Here is a 15,042-nt window from a genome sequence, read left to right on the forward strand (position 1 = left end):
ATGGCCGTCCTCACCGCCCCCGCACCGAACCGAAGACGATGAGCGACATCCTGCAGACGATCCTGGCCCGCAAGGCCGAAGAAGTAGCCCAGCGCCGCGCCCAGCGCCCGCTCGAGGAGCTGCAGGCCGCCCTGGCCGGCGCCCCGCCGGTGCGTGGTTTCGTGCGTGCGCTGCAGGCCGCCGTGGCCAACGGCGACCCCGCGGTGATCGCTGAAGTGAAGAAGGCCAGCCCCTCCAAAGGCGTGATCCGCCCGGATTTCCGCCCGGCCGACATCGCGGTCAGCTACGAGTTCGGTGGTGCCAGCTGCCTGTCGGTGCTGACCGACGTGGATTTCTTCCAGGGCGCCGACGCCTACCTGCAGCAGGCCCGCGAGGCCTGCACGCTGCCGGTGCTGCGCAAGGACTTCGTGATCGATGCCTACCAGGTGTACGAGGCGCGCGTGCTGGGCGCTGACTGCATCCTGCTGATCGTGGCGGCGCTGGACGATACCCAGCTGGCCACGCTGTCGGAACTGGCACTGTCGCTGGGCATGGACGTGCTGGTGGAAGTGCACGACATCGACGAGCTGGAGCGTGCGCTGCAGGTGCCGGCGCCGATGATCGGCATCAACAACCGCAACCTGCGCACCTTCGAGGTCTCGCTGCAGACCACCCTGGACATGCGCCTGGCCGTGCCGCGCGACCGCCTGCTGGTGACCGAGAGCGGCATCCTCGGGCCCCAGGACGTGGCGCTGATGCGTGATGCCGGCATCCACGCGTTCCTGGTCGGCGAGGCCTTCATGCGCGTGGAAGAGCCGGGCGAGGGCCTGCGTCAGCTATTCTTCGCGGCATGAAAACGCATTACCCGACGCCACGCGCGGATGCGCCGCTGGTGGTCTTCGACTTCGATCACACCCTGTACGACGGTGATTCGGGCACGCACCTGTTCGCCTCGCTGATCAAGCGCAACCCGTTGCGCATGCTCGCGGCGCTGCTGGTCACCCCGATCGCCGGGCCGATGGTGGCGATGCTGCCGACCCGCCGTGCCGGCATTTCGATCTACGTGTGGATCGGCAGCTTCGGCCTGCATCGTGCGCGCGAGTTCAACCGGGTGATCGACGCCTACGTGATCAGGAACGAGGCGCAGATGCGCGCCAAGCTGCTGCCGCAGGCGCTGGAGGTGTTCGCCGCGCACCGTGCAAAGGGGGATCGCGTGGTGGTGGCCACGGGCGCCCCGCCCGAACTGGCCCGCGCGATCCTGGCCTTCGTTGCGCACCAGGACGTGCCGGTCATCGGCACGGAGGTCGGGCCGCGCCTGGGAGGGGTGGGGCCGACCCGTCACTGCCACAACGAAGAGAAGATGCGCATGCTGCGTGAACGTGGCTACGGCGACATTGACATTGCCTACTCCGACAGCACTGCGGATCTGCCGCTGCTGCTGGCGGCGAAGGCGCCGGTGGTGGTCAACCCGAAGCCGGGCAAGGTGGCGTTCTTCCGCAGCGTACTGCCGGCGGGCACCCGCATCCTCAACTGGGGCTGCGTCGACCGCGGCGGCGACAAGGCCTGATCCACCGGGCCCGCCGGGCATGGCCCGGCGCTACCCCTTGCCGCCCGATGGCGCCGTGCCATTGCACGCCATCCCGCAGCGCGGGGCCATGCCCGGCGAATCCGCAAGCCATCCGGTAGCGCGCCGGGCCATGCCCGGCGAGCGCGGTGCGCGGTCAGCGCGCCAGGTACCCGGTCACCGCGTGGCCGATCTGGAACAGGCTGATGCCCAGCACCAGCACGCCGACTGCGACCAGTACCCAGCGTTCCTTGACCCGCTTGACCAGGATCGCGGCCACCGGCGCGGCCATCATGCCGCCGATCAGCAGCCCGGCGACGATCTGCAGGTGCTGCACCCCCATCGACAGCAGGAAGGTGGCCGAGATGGTCAGGGTGACCACGAACTCGGCCGCGTTGACCGTGCCGATGGTGGTACGGGCCTGGCCGCCACGCGCCAGCAGGGTGGACGTGGCGATCGGGCCCCAGCCACCGCCGCCGCTGGCGTCCAGAAGGCCGGCGAAGAAGCCCAGAACCGGCACGCGGCGGATCTCGCCGCTGGGCGTCCAGCGCCCGGCAGCACGGGCCAGGATGACGATGGCAAGCACCAGCAGGTACAGGTAGATCAACGGGCGGATGAAATCGCCGGGCAGTTGGGCGAGTACATAGGCACCGATCGCACCCCCGATCGCGCCGGGCAGCGCCAAGCGCACGAACAGGCGTTTATCGACATTGCCAGCCGCAAGATGCGACACACCGGAGGCGCCCGTGGTGAACACTTCGGCGGTGTGGATGCTGGCGCTGACCTGCGCCGGCGGCAATCCCATGCTCAGCATCACCGATGAGGAGACCAGGCCGAAGGCCATGCCCAGCGCGCCATCGACCAGCTGCGCACCGAGGCCGATGAGGATGAACCACCAGAATTCGCTGCTCAGTTCCATGCACCGAGCCTAGCGCGCGAAGGAGTGCGGACCAAGGTCCGCACCCACCGGGTGCTCAACGATCAACGGGTGCCGTAAAGCACCACGGTCTTGCCGCGGGCATGCAGCAGCCCGTCGGTCTGCAGCTTCTTCAGCACGCGGCCGGCCATCTCACGCGAGCAGCCGACCAGGCGCGCCAGTTCCTGCCGCGAAACGCGCAGCTGGCTGCCCTGCGGGTGGCTCATCGCCTCTGGCTCCTGGGCCAGATCGTGCAGGGTGCGCACGATGCGGTCGGTAACGTCCAGGAACGCCAGGCGGCTGGCCTTGCGGCTGGTGTCGAGCAGACGCTTGGAGATCTGCTGGCCCAGCGCGTACAGCAGGCGCGGCGCGTCGGCCGACAGCGGGCCAAGGAACAGCTGATGCAGGCGCTCGTAGCTGATCTCGGCCAGCTCGCAGGCGGTGCGGGTCCGCAGGATCACCTCGCGGCGGTCCGATTCCACGAACAGGCCCATCTCGCCGACGAACTCGCCGGCACCGAAGTAGCCCAGCACCAGCTCACGATCGTCATCTTCCTCGGCCATGATCGAAACCGAGCCGCTGATGACGTAATACAGGGTTCCCGCCGGGTCTCCTGGTCGGAAGACGTCGGTCCGGGTGGGATATCGCCGCCTGTGGCTGTGCGCCAGGAAACGATCAATTGTTGCGATATCCAGGGCCAGTGGACTGCTAGCTAGGCGCACGGTTGACACGATAGGGGCGCTCCCTCTGCGCATGAACGGATTCACGGGGTCGATAGCGGAGCTTAACCAGCGCAATTGTTAAGGGCAAACAGTGTGCCAGAACTCTTGCGTCTTCACGTTCCCCCCGGGGGCGGTTTGCCCCATAATTCACCCTTTCTCTTCTTACACAGGAATCGACCGCCGTGGTCAAGCCGTTGCCTCGCCTGAGGTTGCAGGGTTTCAACAACCTCACCAAGGCGCTGAGCTTCAACATCTATGACGTGTGTTACGCGCGCACCGAAGAGGAGCGTCAGCGTTACATTGAATACATCGATGAAGAGTACAACGCCGACAGGCTGACTCAAATCTTGACCGATGTCGCCGAGATCATCGGCGCCAACATCCTGAACGTGGCCCGCCAGGACTACGATCCGCAGGGTGCCTCGGTGACCATCCTGATCTCCGAAGAGCCGGTGATCGACAAGAAGCTGGCGGGCAAGGAGCTGATCTCCGACGCCGTGGTCGCGCACATGGACAAGAGCCACATCACCGTCCATACCTACCCGGAAACCCATCCGCAGGAAGGCATCGCGACGTTCCGCGCGGACATCGACGTGGCCACCTGTGGCGTCATTTCGCCGCTGAAGGCCCTGAACTACCTGATCGAGAGCCTGGAATCGGACATCGTGATCATGGACTACCGCGTCCGTGGCTTCACCCGCGATGTGAAGGGCAAGAAGCACTTCATCGATCACAAGATCAATTCGATCCAGAACTTCCTGGCCAAGAACATCAAGTCGCGTTACGAGATGTTCGACGTCAACGTCTACCAGGAGAACATCTTCCACACGAAGATGCACCTGAAGGACTTCGACCTGGATCAGTACCTGTTCGAGGAAAAGGCCAGGAACCTGTCGTTCAAGGAACGCATGAAGATCGAGGCGCTGCTCAAGCGCGAGATCGAAGAGCTGTTCCACGGTCGCAACCTGTCCGAGTAACACCCCTGTGCGATGCCGGCAGGCATCGTCACCCAGGCGGGACGACCCGCCCCGTGGAACCTGCGTGCTGCGCAATTCATAGTTCCACGGCGATGTACCGACCTACGGCCCGGTGTGAAGACACCGGGCCGTTTCGTTTTTCAACCACTAGGTAAGGACCCCCACCCATGCCCTGGATCTACCTGCTGCTGGCCGGCCTGTTCGAGATCGGCTTCGCGCTTGGAATGAAGTACTCCGAAGGCTTCAGCAAGCCACTGCCCACGGCCGCCACGGTCGTTTCCGCGCTGATCAGCCTGTACCTGATGAGCCAGGCCATGAAGAGCATTCCGGTCGGCACGGCCTATGCCATCTGGACCGGCATCGGGGCCATGGGCGTGGCAGTGCTGGGCATCTACCTGTTCAACGACAGTGCTTCACCGGCCCGCCTGGCCTGCGTGGGCCTGATCGTCGCCGGTGTGATCGGCCTGAAGCTGGTGTCGCCGAACTGAGCCGGCGCCGAGGCGTCCGATGCCGCGTTGCCGGCAGCGCCGGGCCATGCGCGGCGGCCGTTCAGAGGCGGTACGCGATGGTCTTCATCACCTTCGAGGCCAGCGCCATCGCCCCCGGAATCGGGAAGGGCAGGCGGCGGGCGCCGGCCTGCTCGGCATGGTCCGCATGCCGGGCCTCGTCCTGCTTCATCACTTCGATGACCGCGCGGCTGCGCAGGTCGGCGGCCGGGAGATCGACCAGATGCTCATCCAGGTGGGCCTCGACCTGGCGTTCGGTCTCGACGACAAAACCCAGGTTCCAGCCATCACCGCGCAGCCCGGCCAGGGTGCCGATGGTGTAACTGCCTGCGTACCAGAGCGGGTTGAACAGGCTCGGCCGGCTGTCGAGTTCGGCCAGGCGGGTGGCACACCACGCCAGGTGGTCGGTTTCCTCCTGCGCTGCCTCCAGCAGATGCTCGCGGGTGGCCGGGTCGCGGGCCACGGCGGCCTGGCCGAAATACAGGCCCTGCGCGCAGACCTCGCCGACGTGGTTGATCCGCATCAGCCCGGCCGCATGGCGGCGCTGGCGGGCGTCCATGCCCGGCTCGTCGGTGTCCACCGCCGGATAGGGGCGGCTGGCCGGCGGGTTGCCGAACACCGTGTCCAGGGCGCGCTGGGCTTCGGTCAGCAGGTGGTCCAGCGGGGTGGTCTGGCGGAGCACGGTCATGGCGATACGGTGGGGCGGGAGACCCGCCGATTCTCGCCCGCGCCCGCGCCCCTGCCAACCCGGGACAGGGGGCGGCTTGCGCCGGGGCCTGGACCTGCGTACAATCCCGCCTCTTGCGCTTCACCTTTCACAACGCGTGGCAGAGTTCCGGCGAGTCCTTCGCCGCAATGAGCCCGACCTAACCTAGAGTTCTTCATGAGCACTTTCACTGCCAAGAACGAGACCGTCCAGCGCGACTGGTACCTCGTCGACGCCGAGGGCAAGACCCTGGGCCGTCTCGCCACCGAGCTGGCCCGCCGTCTGCGTGGCAAGCACAAGCCGGTCTACACCCCGCACGTTGATACCGGCGACTACCTGGTCGTCATCAATGCAGAAAAGATTGCCGTCACCGGCAAGAAGCTGCAGGACAAGATGTATCACCGTTTCACCGGTTACATCGGCAACCTGAAGACCGAGTCCCTGGCCCAGGCGCTGGAGCGCCACCCGGAGCGCGTGATCGAGATCGCCGTGAAGGGCATGCTGCCGAAGGGCCCGCTGGGTCGCCAGATGTACCGCAAGCTCAAGGTCTACGCCGGCACTGAGCATCCGCACGCCGCACAGCAGCCGCAGGTTCTGGATATCTAATCATGGCTATCACTCAAAACTACGGCACTGGCCGCCGCAAGTCCTCCACCGCTCGCGTGTTCCTGCGCAAGGGTTCGGGCAACATCACCGTCAATGGCCGTCCGCTGGACGAGTTCTTCGGTCGTGAGACCGCGCGCATGATCGTGCGCCAGCCGCTCGAGCTGACCAAGAACACCGAAAGCTTCGACATCCTGGTCACCGCCACCGGCGGCGGCACCACCGGCCAGGCCGGTGCGATCCGTCTGGGCATCGCCCGTGCGCTGGTCGAGTATGACGAAACCCTGAAGTCCGAGCTGCGCAAGGCTGGCTTCATGACCCGTGACGCCCGTGAAGTCGAGCGTAAGAAGGTCGGTCTGCACAAGGCCCGTCGCGCCACCCAGTTCTCCAAGCGCTGATCCACTGCGCCTGGCTGGGCTCCTCCGGGAGCCCGCTGGTTGGAAAAAGCAAAAGCCCGGCTTTGGCCGGGCTTTTGCCGTTTCGGGGTTGTGCATTGGAGAGAGTGGGGTCAGGGCCCATTCCTGCGAACAACCGGGGTTCTCTCTGGAGGGGAGCCCCCGCGGAGCCCAGAAACGCAGAAGGCCAGATCTTTCGATCTGGCCTTCTGCGTTTAATTTGGCTGCCCCGGATGGATTCGAACCACCGAATGCCTGAGTCAGAGTCAGGTGCCTTACCGCTTGGCGACGGGGCAATGTATCGTGTAACTATTTTCTCACTTTTCACGCTGAAAAACAACTTCAGCATGGTGGCTATGGGTGGACTCGAACCACCGACCCCAGCATTATGAGTGCTGTGCTCTAACCGGCTGAGCTACATAGCCTTGGTGAGCCCGCTATTCTGCTGATACGCCGTGGGACTGTCAACACATTTGTGCCGCGCTTGTCGCCTGACAGGCGGCGTGGGATAGTCCTGACCAGTAGATTTTTTTAGGAGTCCGCATCGTGATCGATCCGGACGGCTATCGACCGAACGTCGGCATCGTGCTGATGCGGCAGGACGGGCAGGTGTTCTGGGCACGACGCGTGCGCCGGGATGGCTGGCAGTTCCCGCAGGGTGGGATGAACACCGACGAGACGCCCGTCGAGGCCATGTATCGCGAACTGCAGGAAGAGACCGGCCTGCTGCCTGAGCACGTGGAAGTGCTGGGGGCAACGCCCGGCTGGCTGCGCTACAAGCTGCCGGCGCGGGCAGTCCGCCGCAATGAACGGCAGGTCTGCATCGGCCAGAAGCAGGTCTGGTTCCTGCTGCGCCTGACCGGTGACGAATCCCATGTGTGCCTGGACCATACCGATTCGCCGGAGTTCGATCACTGGCGCTGGGTGGATTTCTGGTATCCGGTGGAGCATGTGGTGATGTTCAAGCGCGGCGTCTACGCGCGCGCGCTGCGACACCTGGCGCCGTTGGCGCGCGGGGTGGCGGGGCAGGGCGTCACTGCCATGCCGAAGAGCGCAGCGGAAGCGTGGATGCCCGGCAACACCGCGGGCCACGACCGTCCGCGCAAGCGGCCGCGCAGCAGGGGCTACTGGCCAAAAAAGGCGCAGGAAGGACCGACGAGCTGACCGCCTGAACGGTATCGAGAATGGTTCAGGTCTCTGATTGACAACCATTCTCGTTTCCATTGGAATAGCGACCAGGCCGCTTCTGGCCTGTCAGCCCGGTTCCCGCCTGTGTACGTCTGCATCTGCAACGGAGTCACCGACCACCAGATCCGCGAAGCCGCCAGCCATGGCGTGACGTCGGTGGCCGAGCTGACCATGCGCACCGGATGCGGCGCGACCTGCGGGTCCTGTCTGGACATGGCCGGCGAGCTGCTGGCCAAGGCACGTGCCACCCACGATCTGCCGCTGCCGGTACTCGGTCTGGCCCAGGTCGCCTGACTGTCTTTTCCGCGGTGCGTTGATACCGCGCCTGCGCATCCCTCACGTGCGGCCGCACAGGCCAATGCGCACGATTCGCGTTCCTTCACGACCGCACGCAAGGCGGTAAAGTGCCTGCGTTTTCAGCGTGCAGGAGTATCCCCATGAAGGGCGACACCAAGGTCATCGAATTCCTCAACAAGGTCCTCTACAACGAGCTGACCGCGATCAACCAGTATTTCCTGCACGCCAAGATGCTGAAGAACTGGGGCATCAAGGAACTCGCCGAGCATGAGTACAAGGAATCGATCGACGAGATGAAGCATGCCGACATGCTCGCCGACCGCATCCTGTTCCTTGAAGGACTGCCGAACTTCCAGGCGCTGGGCAAGCTGCGCATCGGCGAGAACCCGACCGAGATACTGCAGTGTGACCTCTCGCTCGAGCGTGATGGCGTGGTCACCCTGCGCGAGGCGGTGGCCTATGCCGATTCGGTCGGCGACTATGTGAGCCGCCAGCTGTTCGTGAAGATCCTCGATTCGGAGGAAGAGCATATCGACTGGCTGGAAACGCAGCTGGACCTGATCGAGCGCATCGGCGAACCGAAGTACCTGCTGAGCAAGCTCGAAGAGTGAGTCAGCCCGCCTGGCCGGCGCGATGCTGTGCCAGGTACCCGCCCAGCGCCACCCGTGCCCGGGCGAATTCGGCCACCAGCAGCGCAACCGCAACGGCGGGGCGCTGCAGACTGCCGGCGCGGGCCTCGTGCTCGATCCGCTGTGCGACCGCCGACAGCGACATCGCGCCGACATTCGCGCTGGAGGACTTCAGGCTGTGCGCGACTGCCTGCAGGCGCTGGCCATCGTGGTCCTGCGCCGCCTGCTGCAGCGCCTGCACCATCGCCGGTGCGTCTTCCAGGTACACCGATACGATCTGCGTGGCGGCATCACCGATGACCGCCTGCAGCTCGTCCAGCACGTTCCGGTCCAGAACCGGGTGGGCGACAGGTTCTGGACCGGCCTTCGCTGCCGCCGCCGGAGCTGCCGGCGTGGGGAGGGCTTTGGGGCCCCAGCGCAGCAGCAGCGCGTGCAGCGTGTCGCGCGCGATCGGTTTGGACAGGTAATCGTCCATGCCTGCTCGCAGGCAGCGTTCGCGATCACCGGCCATGGCATTGGCGGTCATGGCGATGATCGGCAGGCGCCGGCCTCCGGCTGCGATCTCTTCCTCGCGCCACTGGCGCGTCGCGGCGTAACCGTCCAGCACCGGCATCTGGCAGTCCATCAGCACCACGTCCACACCGCCTTCGCGCAGCGCGACCAGTGCCTGCTCGCCATCGACGGCGTTGCGGACCTCGCACTGGAATACCCGCAGCAGGTGTTCGGCCACCATGCGGTTGACCGTATTGTCCTCCACCAGCAGCACGCGTAGACCGAGCGCTGGCAGGGCAGCCGGTGCCTGGCCCTCTTCGGCGGCAGCCAGCCAGGCGGACGGGCGCGCGCTGGCGGTGGGCGTGGCAAGCAGGGCGTGCAGGGCGGCATCCTCGAAGGCGACCGGCAGCTGGCGATGGCGCTCCTGCGCGGGCAGCGGCTCGTCCTGCAGCCACAGCACCTGCAGCGTGTCGTCCTCACCGCGCGCAGCCAGCGCCTGCCGCAGGCGGGTTCCGCCGCTGCGGCGCGCAGGCGCATCGATCAGCAGCCAGGCCGGCGCAGCGTGCCCGGGGCGGGGCACGGCTCGCAGCCGCTCGGCCAGCGCGTCCATCCCGTCGATGACCTGCACCTGCAGCTCGTGATGGGCGGCAATGCGTTCGATGCGCGCCTGCAGGTGGCTGTCGGCACTGAACAGCAGCAGGGTGGCCGGTGCGCGTGCCATCGCCGGCAGGTCGCCGGGAACCTTCAACAACGGAATCTCGAACCAGAAGCGGGCGCCCTGGCCGGGGGTCGACTGGACGCCGATGTGGCCGTGCATCAGGTCGATGATGCGTTTGCAGATGGCCAGGCCCAGGCCGGTGCCACCATAGATGCGGGTGGTCGACGCATCGGCCTGGCTGAAGGACTGGAACAGGCGTGCCTGCTGGGCCTCGTCGATGCCGATGCCGGTGTCGATCACTTCGAAGCGCAACTGGTGCTGGGCCGGACCTTCGCCCAGCCGTTGCACGCGCAGCTGCACCTGGCCGCGTGCCGTGAACTTGATGGCATTGGCCAGAAGGTTGCTCAGCACCTGGCGCAGGCGCACCGGATCGCCGCGCACGGGAAGGCGGACCGTCGGATCCAGTTGCAGCACCAGTGCCAGTCCCTTGGCGTCGGCAGCGCGCTGCATCAGCTGCACCACGGCGTCGAGCAGCTCGCGCAGATTGAAGCTGGTGATCTCCAGCTCCAGTGCCTGTGCTTCCAACCGCGAGTAATCGAGGATGTCGTCGACGATACGCAGCAGTTGCTGTGAGCTGGCCGATGCGGTGGCCAGCATCTGCCGCTGATCCTCGCCCAGCGGGCCACGCGCGATCAGCTCCAGCATCGGCAGGATGCCGTTGAGCGGCGTACGGATCTCGTGGCTCATCGTGGCCAGGAACTCGCCCTTGGCCAGCACCGCCGCCTCGGCCGCCTGCTTGGCCTGCAGCAACTGCTGTTCGAGCTGGCCCTGGCGCTCGGTGGTGCGGCGCAGCTGGTCGCGCTCGCTGGCCAGCGCGGCACGATCCCGTTGCAGTGCGGCCAGCGCCTGGCTGCGCGTGCGCAGGCGCAGCCCCGCCAGCAGCAGCGCGATGGCCGCCACGGCCAGGGCCACCAGCAGCACCGCCCACAGCGGCATGTCAGAGCACCGCGTTGTGGAAGTCGAAGTTCAGGTCGCTGCCGGCGGACTGCACCATGTTGCCCTGGATGTAGTCGACCCCTCCCACCCACATCGCGGCCGCTGCCTGCGGATCTTCGATCTGCTGCCCGATGATCTGCAGACCGGCGCCGTGCGCCCGCTCGATCGCCCTGCGCAGTTCTTCGCGCGTGCCTGGATTGGCGTGGCTGCTGGAGAAGCGCGCAGCCATGCGTACGAACGAAAGCGGCAGCTGGCCCAGCAGCGCGTCGGCATCGTTGCCGGGCTCGAACTGGCTCAGGCAGAAGCGCACGCCGGCCTGCGCCATGCGCTGACAGAACTGCTGCAGCGGCACGGTGTGGATCAGCGCATCAGGCAGGCGCACGTCGATGACCAGCGCACTGCCTGGCAGGTCGCGCTGCTGCAGCGACTCCAGCAGCCAGTCGGCGAAGGCGTCGCGCTGCAGGGTACGCAGCGACTGCGAGACGAACAGATTGAGCGGCTGGGTGGCATGCCGGTACAGATCCAGCAGGCCCAGCGCATGATCGAGCACCTGCTGGTCGAGGTCGGCGATGCGGCCGGCGGCTTCGGCGGCCGGAATCACCTGGCCGGCGGTCAGCACGGTGCCGTCGGCCTGGCGCAGCCGCAGCAGGACCTGGTACTGCGCGCTGCCTCCACCGGCGACGGCGACGATGGGTTGGTAAGCCAGTTCCAGCTGGCCTTCCAGCAGGGCCAGATGCTCCTGTTCGCTGATGGCCTGCCGATGCACGTGGCCGGCCACGCCGGCACTGAGCAGGCGCGCCTGCAGGGTCGTGCGCTCGACGGCTTCCAGCGCACTGGCGGCATCCTCGAAGCCGGGCGACAGCGGTGCATAGCCGACCACGCCACGCAGGTGCACCGATTCGTCATCGCGGATCACGAAGGCCCTCGCGGAGAGCTGCTCGCGCAGGGCGGCGGCCACGTTCTCCAGCCTGTCCTCATCGGCATCACGCGCCAGCAGCAGGAAACTGTTGTCGTTCAGGCGCGCCAGCAGGTGCGGATGGCCGGCTTCGGCCAAGCGCTGTCCGGCCTGCACCATCAGCCGTTCGAACGCAGCGTAGCCATAGCGCTCGCGCAGGCCCAGCGCGCTGGCCACCTCGATGAAGAACAGGCCGCCACGATCATGGTGGGCCAGGGCGGCGTTGAGCTGCTGCAGCACATGATGGCGCGTCGGCAGGCCGGTTTCAGGATTGCTGGTGGCCGGCGTGCCGGAGGCGCCGGGCAAGGTTGCCGCCTGCGCGCGGGCACGGCGGATGCGGTTGGCGACCGCCGCGATCAGGTGCCGCGGCCGGATCGGCTTGCTCAGGTAGTCGTCGGCACCGCTGTCGAGCACTTCGAACTGGCGCTCCGGATCGGGATCGCCGCTGAGGAACACGATGGGCAGCAACTGCAGGCCGGGCTGCTGGCGAATCATCGCCGTCAGCCGCATGCCGTCCAGGCCGGGCAGGTGCAGGTCCATCAGGATCAGGTCAGGGCGATGGTCCTTGATCGACTGCTGGACGCCTTCGGCATCGCTGAGCACGATGGCCTGCATGCCGGCGCCGTGCAGCACGCTCTGCGCGAACAGGGCCTGCGCACGGTCGTCCTCGACGATCAGCACGCGGTAGGGTGAATCCGCCGGCGCCGGTGCCGGGTCGTGGTTGCCCGCCTCGGGCTGTGAGGTGACGCCCGGCAGCGGCGGTGGAGCACCGCCGGAGGCAGGCCCACTGTCAGCGACGCTGGACGGAACCGATGGGGAGGCACCCGCGTCCACCACCGCAGTGGCCCAGCGTTGCCAATGATCGGCCGGTGGCGTTTCAGCGCGACCCGGGCGGACGCCTGCGGGGGATTCAATTGCGGCCATGGGGGCTCCTGATGATCGCAGCCATTATGCGACACGCCCGGCGTTCATCCGGTGCGTGGCTGTTGCCGGTCAGTGCCGTTGCCGGCACGGGCAAGCCAACGCACGCCGCGCCACAGAGCGCGCCATGCCAGCCAGACCAGCAATGCGCCGGCCAGGCTGCATGCCAGCACCACGACCAGCGCGATCCACGGGTGTGCCAGGGCCAATGCCAGGCCGCCAACCACCACGGTGTCTTCGGCGATCGAGGCGACCCAGTTGCTGGCCGGCTCCGGCGAGGTGTTGAGCAGGGCACGGGTGCCCGCCTTCAGGCCATGGCTGGCCAGGGCAACGCCGGCGCCGGCAGCGAGCGCACCGGTACCCAGCTGCCCATCCGGCGACAGGGTGGCGGCGGCGAGGAAGGCTCCGGCGGGGACCCGGGCAAGGGTCTGCACCAGGTCCCAGACCGAATCCACGCCGGGAATCTTGTCGGCAAAGAACTCGGTCACGGCCAGCGCCGCTGAGGTACCCAGCACCCACCACGACTCGGTCGCCTGCAGGGCGGGCGGCAGGTCGACCCAGCCGAGCAGGCCGGCCAAGCCGACACCGAAGACGGTGAGGTAGACACGGATGCCGGCCAGCCAAGCCAGCAGGATGCCGATCACGAACAGGTGGGCTTCGGTCATGGCGATGCTCCGACGGCGGAACTGTGCGAGGGGCCACACTATCGACGATGGCGTGCCTGAACGCCACAGACCTCGGTCGCCTCCAGCGCAGGAATCCTGCCGATCCTGTCATACACTAGCCCGTCGTTTGCCACACGGGCCGTGCCGGTGTCGCGCCCGCGATGCCACGGGATCTACCCATGACCAACCGTCCTCCCATGCGCGTGCAGGTCCGCCTGCCCGGCGCGTCACATCCGCCCGCGGACCGCCGTCGCCTGTGGGTGATTGGAGGCATCTGGCTGCTCAGCCTGGTGCTGGCCACGATCGGAGGCTGCTGGATGGGGGCGCCGCGTGGCGAGCAGGGACAACGGTTGCAGGCGGCCGAGAAGCGTGCCGAGAGCCTGCAGGCGCAGCTGACCGAACTGCGCCAGAAGCAGGCCACGCTGGAAGCCTCCGACCGCATCAGCCGCGCCGCCAACAACGAAGTGCAGTCCTCGCTCGCCGAGCGCGACGAAGAGATCGCCGGGCTGCGCGCGGACGTCGCCTTCTATGAGCGCCTGGTCGGCTCGACCAGCCAGCGCAAGGGCCTGAACACCCACTCGATCGAGTTCAGCCCGGAATCGGCCGGCACCTGGCAGTACACCGCCGTGCTGACCCAGAACCTCAACCGCGGGGCCATCAGCCAGGGGCAGATGCGTTTCACCGTGGAAGGCGTGAAGAACGGCAAGCTGGCCACGATCAGCTGGGATGATCTGCACCAGCGCAGCAAGGTGCCGGGACAGGACTACTCGTTCCGGTACTTCCAGCAGCTCACCGGCAGCGTGATGCTGCCGGCTGACTTCACTCCGCAACGCGTGCGGGTGACATTGGGGAGTGGTGCGGGGGGCGCCACCCAGGTATTCGACTGGAAACAGGCCGGCGCGCCGGCCAGCAAAGGGGAGTAGGCAGATGTTCGGAAACAGCAAATCCAACCGTGACGGCCAGCTGGTGGTGGATGCCCTGATCGGCAACCAGGTGGTGATCCGCGGTGATGTGGAGTTCAGTGGTGGCCTGTACGTGGAAGGTCGCATCCATGGCAAGGTGATCGCCGCCGAAGGCGCCAGCACCGCGACCCTGACGCTCGCCGAGCATGGCGTGATCGAAGGGGAGATCCGTGCCCAGGTGGTGGTCATCAGCGGCCGCCTGGAGGGGGATGTCCACGCCACCGAAAAGGTCGAACTGACCCCGAGCGCGCGGGTCAACGGCAATGTCCACTACGAGGTGGTGGAGATGAACGCCGGGGCCCAGCTGAATGGACGCCTGATCCATGCCAGCGCACCGCTGGCGGCCCTGCCTGCACCCGAAAGCGGGGATCCCGCCAGTGGCAAGGGCGACACCGCGGCGCGACGCAAGCTGGCCGAAGCGATGGCTTGAAAGCCACCGCCGGTGCCCCCATGCTGATGCCATGAGCACGCTAGTCTCCCTGCCCGGCGCCCCCACGGCGGCCGCGCCCGATTACCAGTCGCTGGAGCGGCCGCTGAACTTCACCGAAGCAGCGGCCTCCAAGGTCAAGTCGTTGATCCAGGAAGAGGGCAACCCCGATCTGGCGCTCCGTGTGTATATCGAGGGTGGCGGCTGTTCGGGCTTCCAGTACGGTTTCGAGTTCGACGAGAACCGTGCCGAGGACGATCTGGCGGTACAGACCAGCGGGGTGACCCTGCTGGTCGACCCGCTCAGCCTGCAGTACCTGATGGGGGCTGAAGTGGATTACACCGAGAGCCTGACCGGTGCGCAGTTCGTGATCCGCAATCCGAACGCGAAGACCACCTGCGGTTGTGGCAGCAGCTTCAGCATGTGATGGCAGGGCGCGGGGCCTGCGCTCCGCGCCAGGTGTGTCGAGCGGTCTCCACACCTC

18 protein-coding genes and 2 tRNA genes are annotated in these 15,042 nt (G+C 66.8%); 12 read left to right on the plus strand and 8 right to left on the minus strand.

What is annotated here, in order from left to right; genetic code table 11:
- The first annotated feature begins 38 nt into the window (after positions 1-38).
- Both trpC and AC5P76_RS07830 read left to right on the plus strand, forming a co-directional pair.
- On the plus strand, positions 39-833 hold the full coding sequence (gene trpC / locus AC5P76_RS07825) for an indole-3-glycerol phosphate synthase TrpC (RefSeq protein WP_065174378.1): 795 nt from the start codon (positions 39-41) through the stop codon (positions 831-833).
- Positions 830-1,546: a haloacid dehalogenase-like hydrolase gene (locus AC5P76_RS07830; RefSeq protein WP_053515578.1), complete on the plus strand. Its 717-nt coding sequence runs from the start codon at positions 830-832 to the stop codon at positions 1,544-1,546. The genes trpC and AC5P76_RS07830 overlap by 4 nt, the downstream gene beginning before the upstream one ends.
- Positions 1,547-1,700: 154 nt before the next feature.
- Here the strand turns inward: AC5P76_RS07830 and AC5P76_RS07835 are convergent, their stop codons facing one another.
- Together AC5P76_RS07835 and crp are read right to left on the minus strand one after the other, a co-directional pair.
- Positions 1,701-2,462 (minus strand): sulfite exporter TauE/SafE family protein, encoded by a 762-nt coding sequence (locus AC5P76_RS07835; RefSeq protein WP_253119298.1) that lies wholly within the window; start codon positions 2,460-2,462, stop codon positions 1,701-1,703.
- 62 nt (positions 2,463-2,524) lie between these two features.
- Complete coding sequence (gene crp / locus AC5P76_RS07840) at positions 2,525-3,214, minus strand: cAMP-activated global transcriptional regulator CRP (protein ID WP_010482649.1); 690 nt, start codon at positions 3,212-3,214, stop codon at positions 2,525-2,527.
- 149 nt (positions 3,215-3,363) lie between these two features.
- Between crp and speD the strand changes: the two genes are divergently transcribed.
- The gene (gene speD / locus AC5P76_RS07845; protein ID WP_019661504.1) at positions 3,364-4,158 is read left to right on the plus strand and encodes an adenosylmethionine decarboxylase; all 795 of its coding nucleotides are present in this window, start codon (positions 3,364-3,366) and stop codon (positions 4,156-4,158) included.
- 167 nt (positions 4,159-4,325) lie between these two features.
- Positions 4,326-4,646: a DMT family transporter gene (locus AC5P76_RS07850; RefSeq protein ID WP_005411314.1), complete on the plus strand. Its 321-nt coding sequence runs from the start codon at positions 4,326-4,328 to the stop codon at positions 4,644-4,646.
- Positions 4,647-4,707: 61 nt separating this feature from the next.
- Here the strand turns inward: AC5P76_RS07850 and coq7 are convergent, their stop codons facing one another.
- Positions 4,708-5,352 carry a 2-polyprenyl-3-methyl-6-methoxy-1,4-benzoquinone monooxygenase gene (gene coq7 / locus AC5P76_RS07855; protein WP_053515583.1) on the minus strand — a complete coding sequence of 215 codons (645 nt, stop codon included), beginning with the start codon at positions 5,350-5,352 and terminating at the stop codon, positions 4,708-4,710.
- 195 nt (positions 5,353-5,547) lie between these two features.
- Here coq7 and rplM point away from each other — a divergent pair, with 195 nt between their 5' ends.
- Positions 5,548-5,976 carry a 50S ribosomal protein L13 gene (gene rplM, locus AC5P76_RS07860; protein WP_005414692.1) on the plus strand — a complete coding sequence of 143 codons (429 nt, stop codon included), beginning with the start codon at positions 5,548-5,550 and terminating at the stop codon, positions 5,974-5,976.
- Between the two features lie 2 nt (positions 5,977-5,978).
- Positions 5,979-6,371, plus strand: a complete 393-nt coding sequence (rpsI, locus tag AC5P76_RS07865) for a 30S ribosomal protein S9 (RefSeq protein ID WP_053515585.1) — start codon at positions 5,979-5,981, stop codon at positions 6,369-6,371.
- Between the two features lie 218 nt (positions 6,372-6,589).
- Here rpsI and AC5P76_RS07870 read toward each other — a convergent pair.
- Together AC5P76_RS07870 and AC5P76_RS07875 are read right to left on the minus strand one after the other, a co-directional pair.
- Positions 6,590-6,664: transfer RNA gene (locus AC5P76_RS07870), tRNA-Gln, on the minus strand.
- A 52-nt stretch (positions 6,665-6,716) separates the two neighbouring features.
- Positions 6,717-6,793 (minus strand) — tRNA-Met (locus tag AC5P76_RS07875).
- Positions 6,794-6,914: 121 nt separating this feature from the next.
- Between AC5P76_RS07875 and AC5P76_RS07880 the strand changes: the two genes are divergently transcribed.
- The 3 genes from AC5P76_RS07880 (at position 6,915) to bfr (ending at position 8,464) form a co-directional block, all read left to right on the plus strand.
- On the plus strand, positions 6,915-7,532 hold the full coding sequence (locus AC5P76_RS07880) for an RNA pyrophosphohydrolase (RefSeq protein ID WP_053515586.1): 618 nt from the start codon (positions 6,915-6,917) through the stop codon (positions 7,530-7,532).
- A 108-nt stretch (positions 7,533-7,640) separates the two neighbouring features.
- Positions 7,641-7,850, plus strand: coding sequence for a (2Fe-2S)-binding protein (locus tag AC5P76_RS07885; protein WP_032951724.1), 210 nt, complete (start codon positions 7,641-7,643; stop codon positions 7,848-7,850).
- Positions 7,851-7,993: 143 nt separating this feature from the next.
- The gene (gene bfr, locus AC5P76_RS07890; protein ID WP_005414691.1) at positions 7,994-8,464 is read left to right on the plus strand and encodes a bacterioferritin; all 471 of its coding nucleotides are present in this window, start codon (positions 7,994-7,996) and stop codon (positions 8,462-8,464) included.
- A gap of 1 nt (position 8,465) precedes the next feature.
- Here the strand turns inward: bfr and AC5P76_RS07895 are convergent, their stop codons facing one another.
- The 3 genes from AC5P76_RS07895 to AC5P76_RS07905 are packed head-to-tail and all read right to left on the minus strand — an operon-like array spanning position 8,466 to position 13,169.
- Positions 8,466-10,628 carry an ATP-binding protein gene (locus AC5P76_RS07895; RefSeq protein WP_111186824.1) on the minus strand — a complete coding sequence of 721 codons (2,163 nt, stop codon included), beginning with the start codon at positions 10,626-10,628 and terminating at the stop codon, positions 8,466-8,468.
- Between the two features lies 1 nt (position 10,629).
- Positions 10,630-12,507, minus strand: a complete 1,878-nt coding sequence (locus AC5P76_RS07900) for an EAL domain-containing protein (protein ID WP_065181536.1) — start codon at positions 12,505-12,507, stop codon at positions 10,630-10,632.
- Positions 12,508-12,551: 44 nt separating this feature from the next.
- Complete coding sequence (locus tag AC5P76_RS07905) at positions 12,552-13,169, minus strand: DUF4126 domain-containing protein (protein WP_053515592.1); 618 nt, start codon at positions 13,167-13,169, stop codon at positions 12,552-12,554.
- A 179-nt stretch (positions 13,170-13,348) separates the two neighbouring features.
- Here AC5P76_RS07905 and AC5P76_RS07910 point away from each other — a divergent pair, with 179 nt between their 5' ends.
- The 3 genes from AC5P76_RS07910 to erpA are packed head-to-tail and all read left to right on the plus strand — an operon-like array spanning position 13,349 to position 14,985.
- Positions 13,349-14,092 (plus strand): DUF6776 family protein, encoded by a 744-nt coding sequence (locus tag AC5P76_RS07910; protein ID WP_053515594.1) that lies wholly within the window; start codon positions 13,349-13,351, stop codon positions 14,090-14,092.
- Positions 14,093-14,096: 4 nt separating this feature from the next.
- A complete protein-coding gene (locus tag AC5P76_RS07915) occupies positions 14,097-14,561 on the plus strand; it encodes a bactofilin family protein (RefSeq protein ID WP_053515596.1) in 465 nt (154 codons plus the stop codon).
- A 31-nt stretch (positions 14,562-14,592) separates the two neighbouring features.
- Entirely contained in the window at positions 14,593-14,985 is a 393-nt protein-coding gene (gene erpA / locus AC5P76_RS07920) for an iron-sulfur cluster insertion protein ErpA (protein WP_053515598.1), read from the plus strand.
- The last annotated feature ends 57 nt before the right edge of the window (positions 14,986-15,042 follow it).

This window comes from Stenotrophomonas sp. YJH_SMC_36, assembly GCF_059369935.1.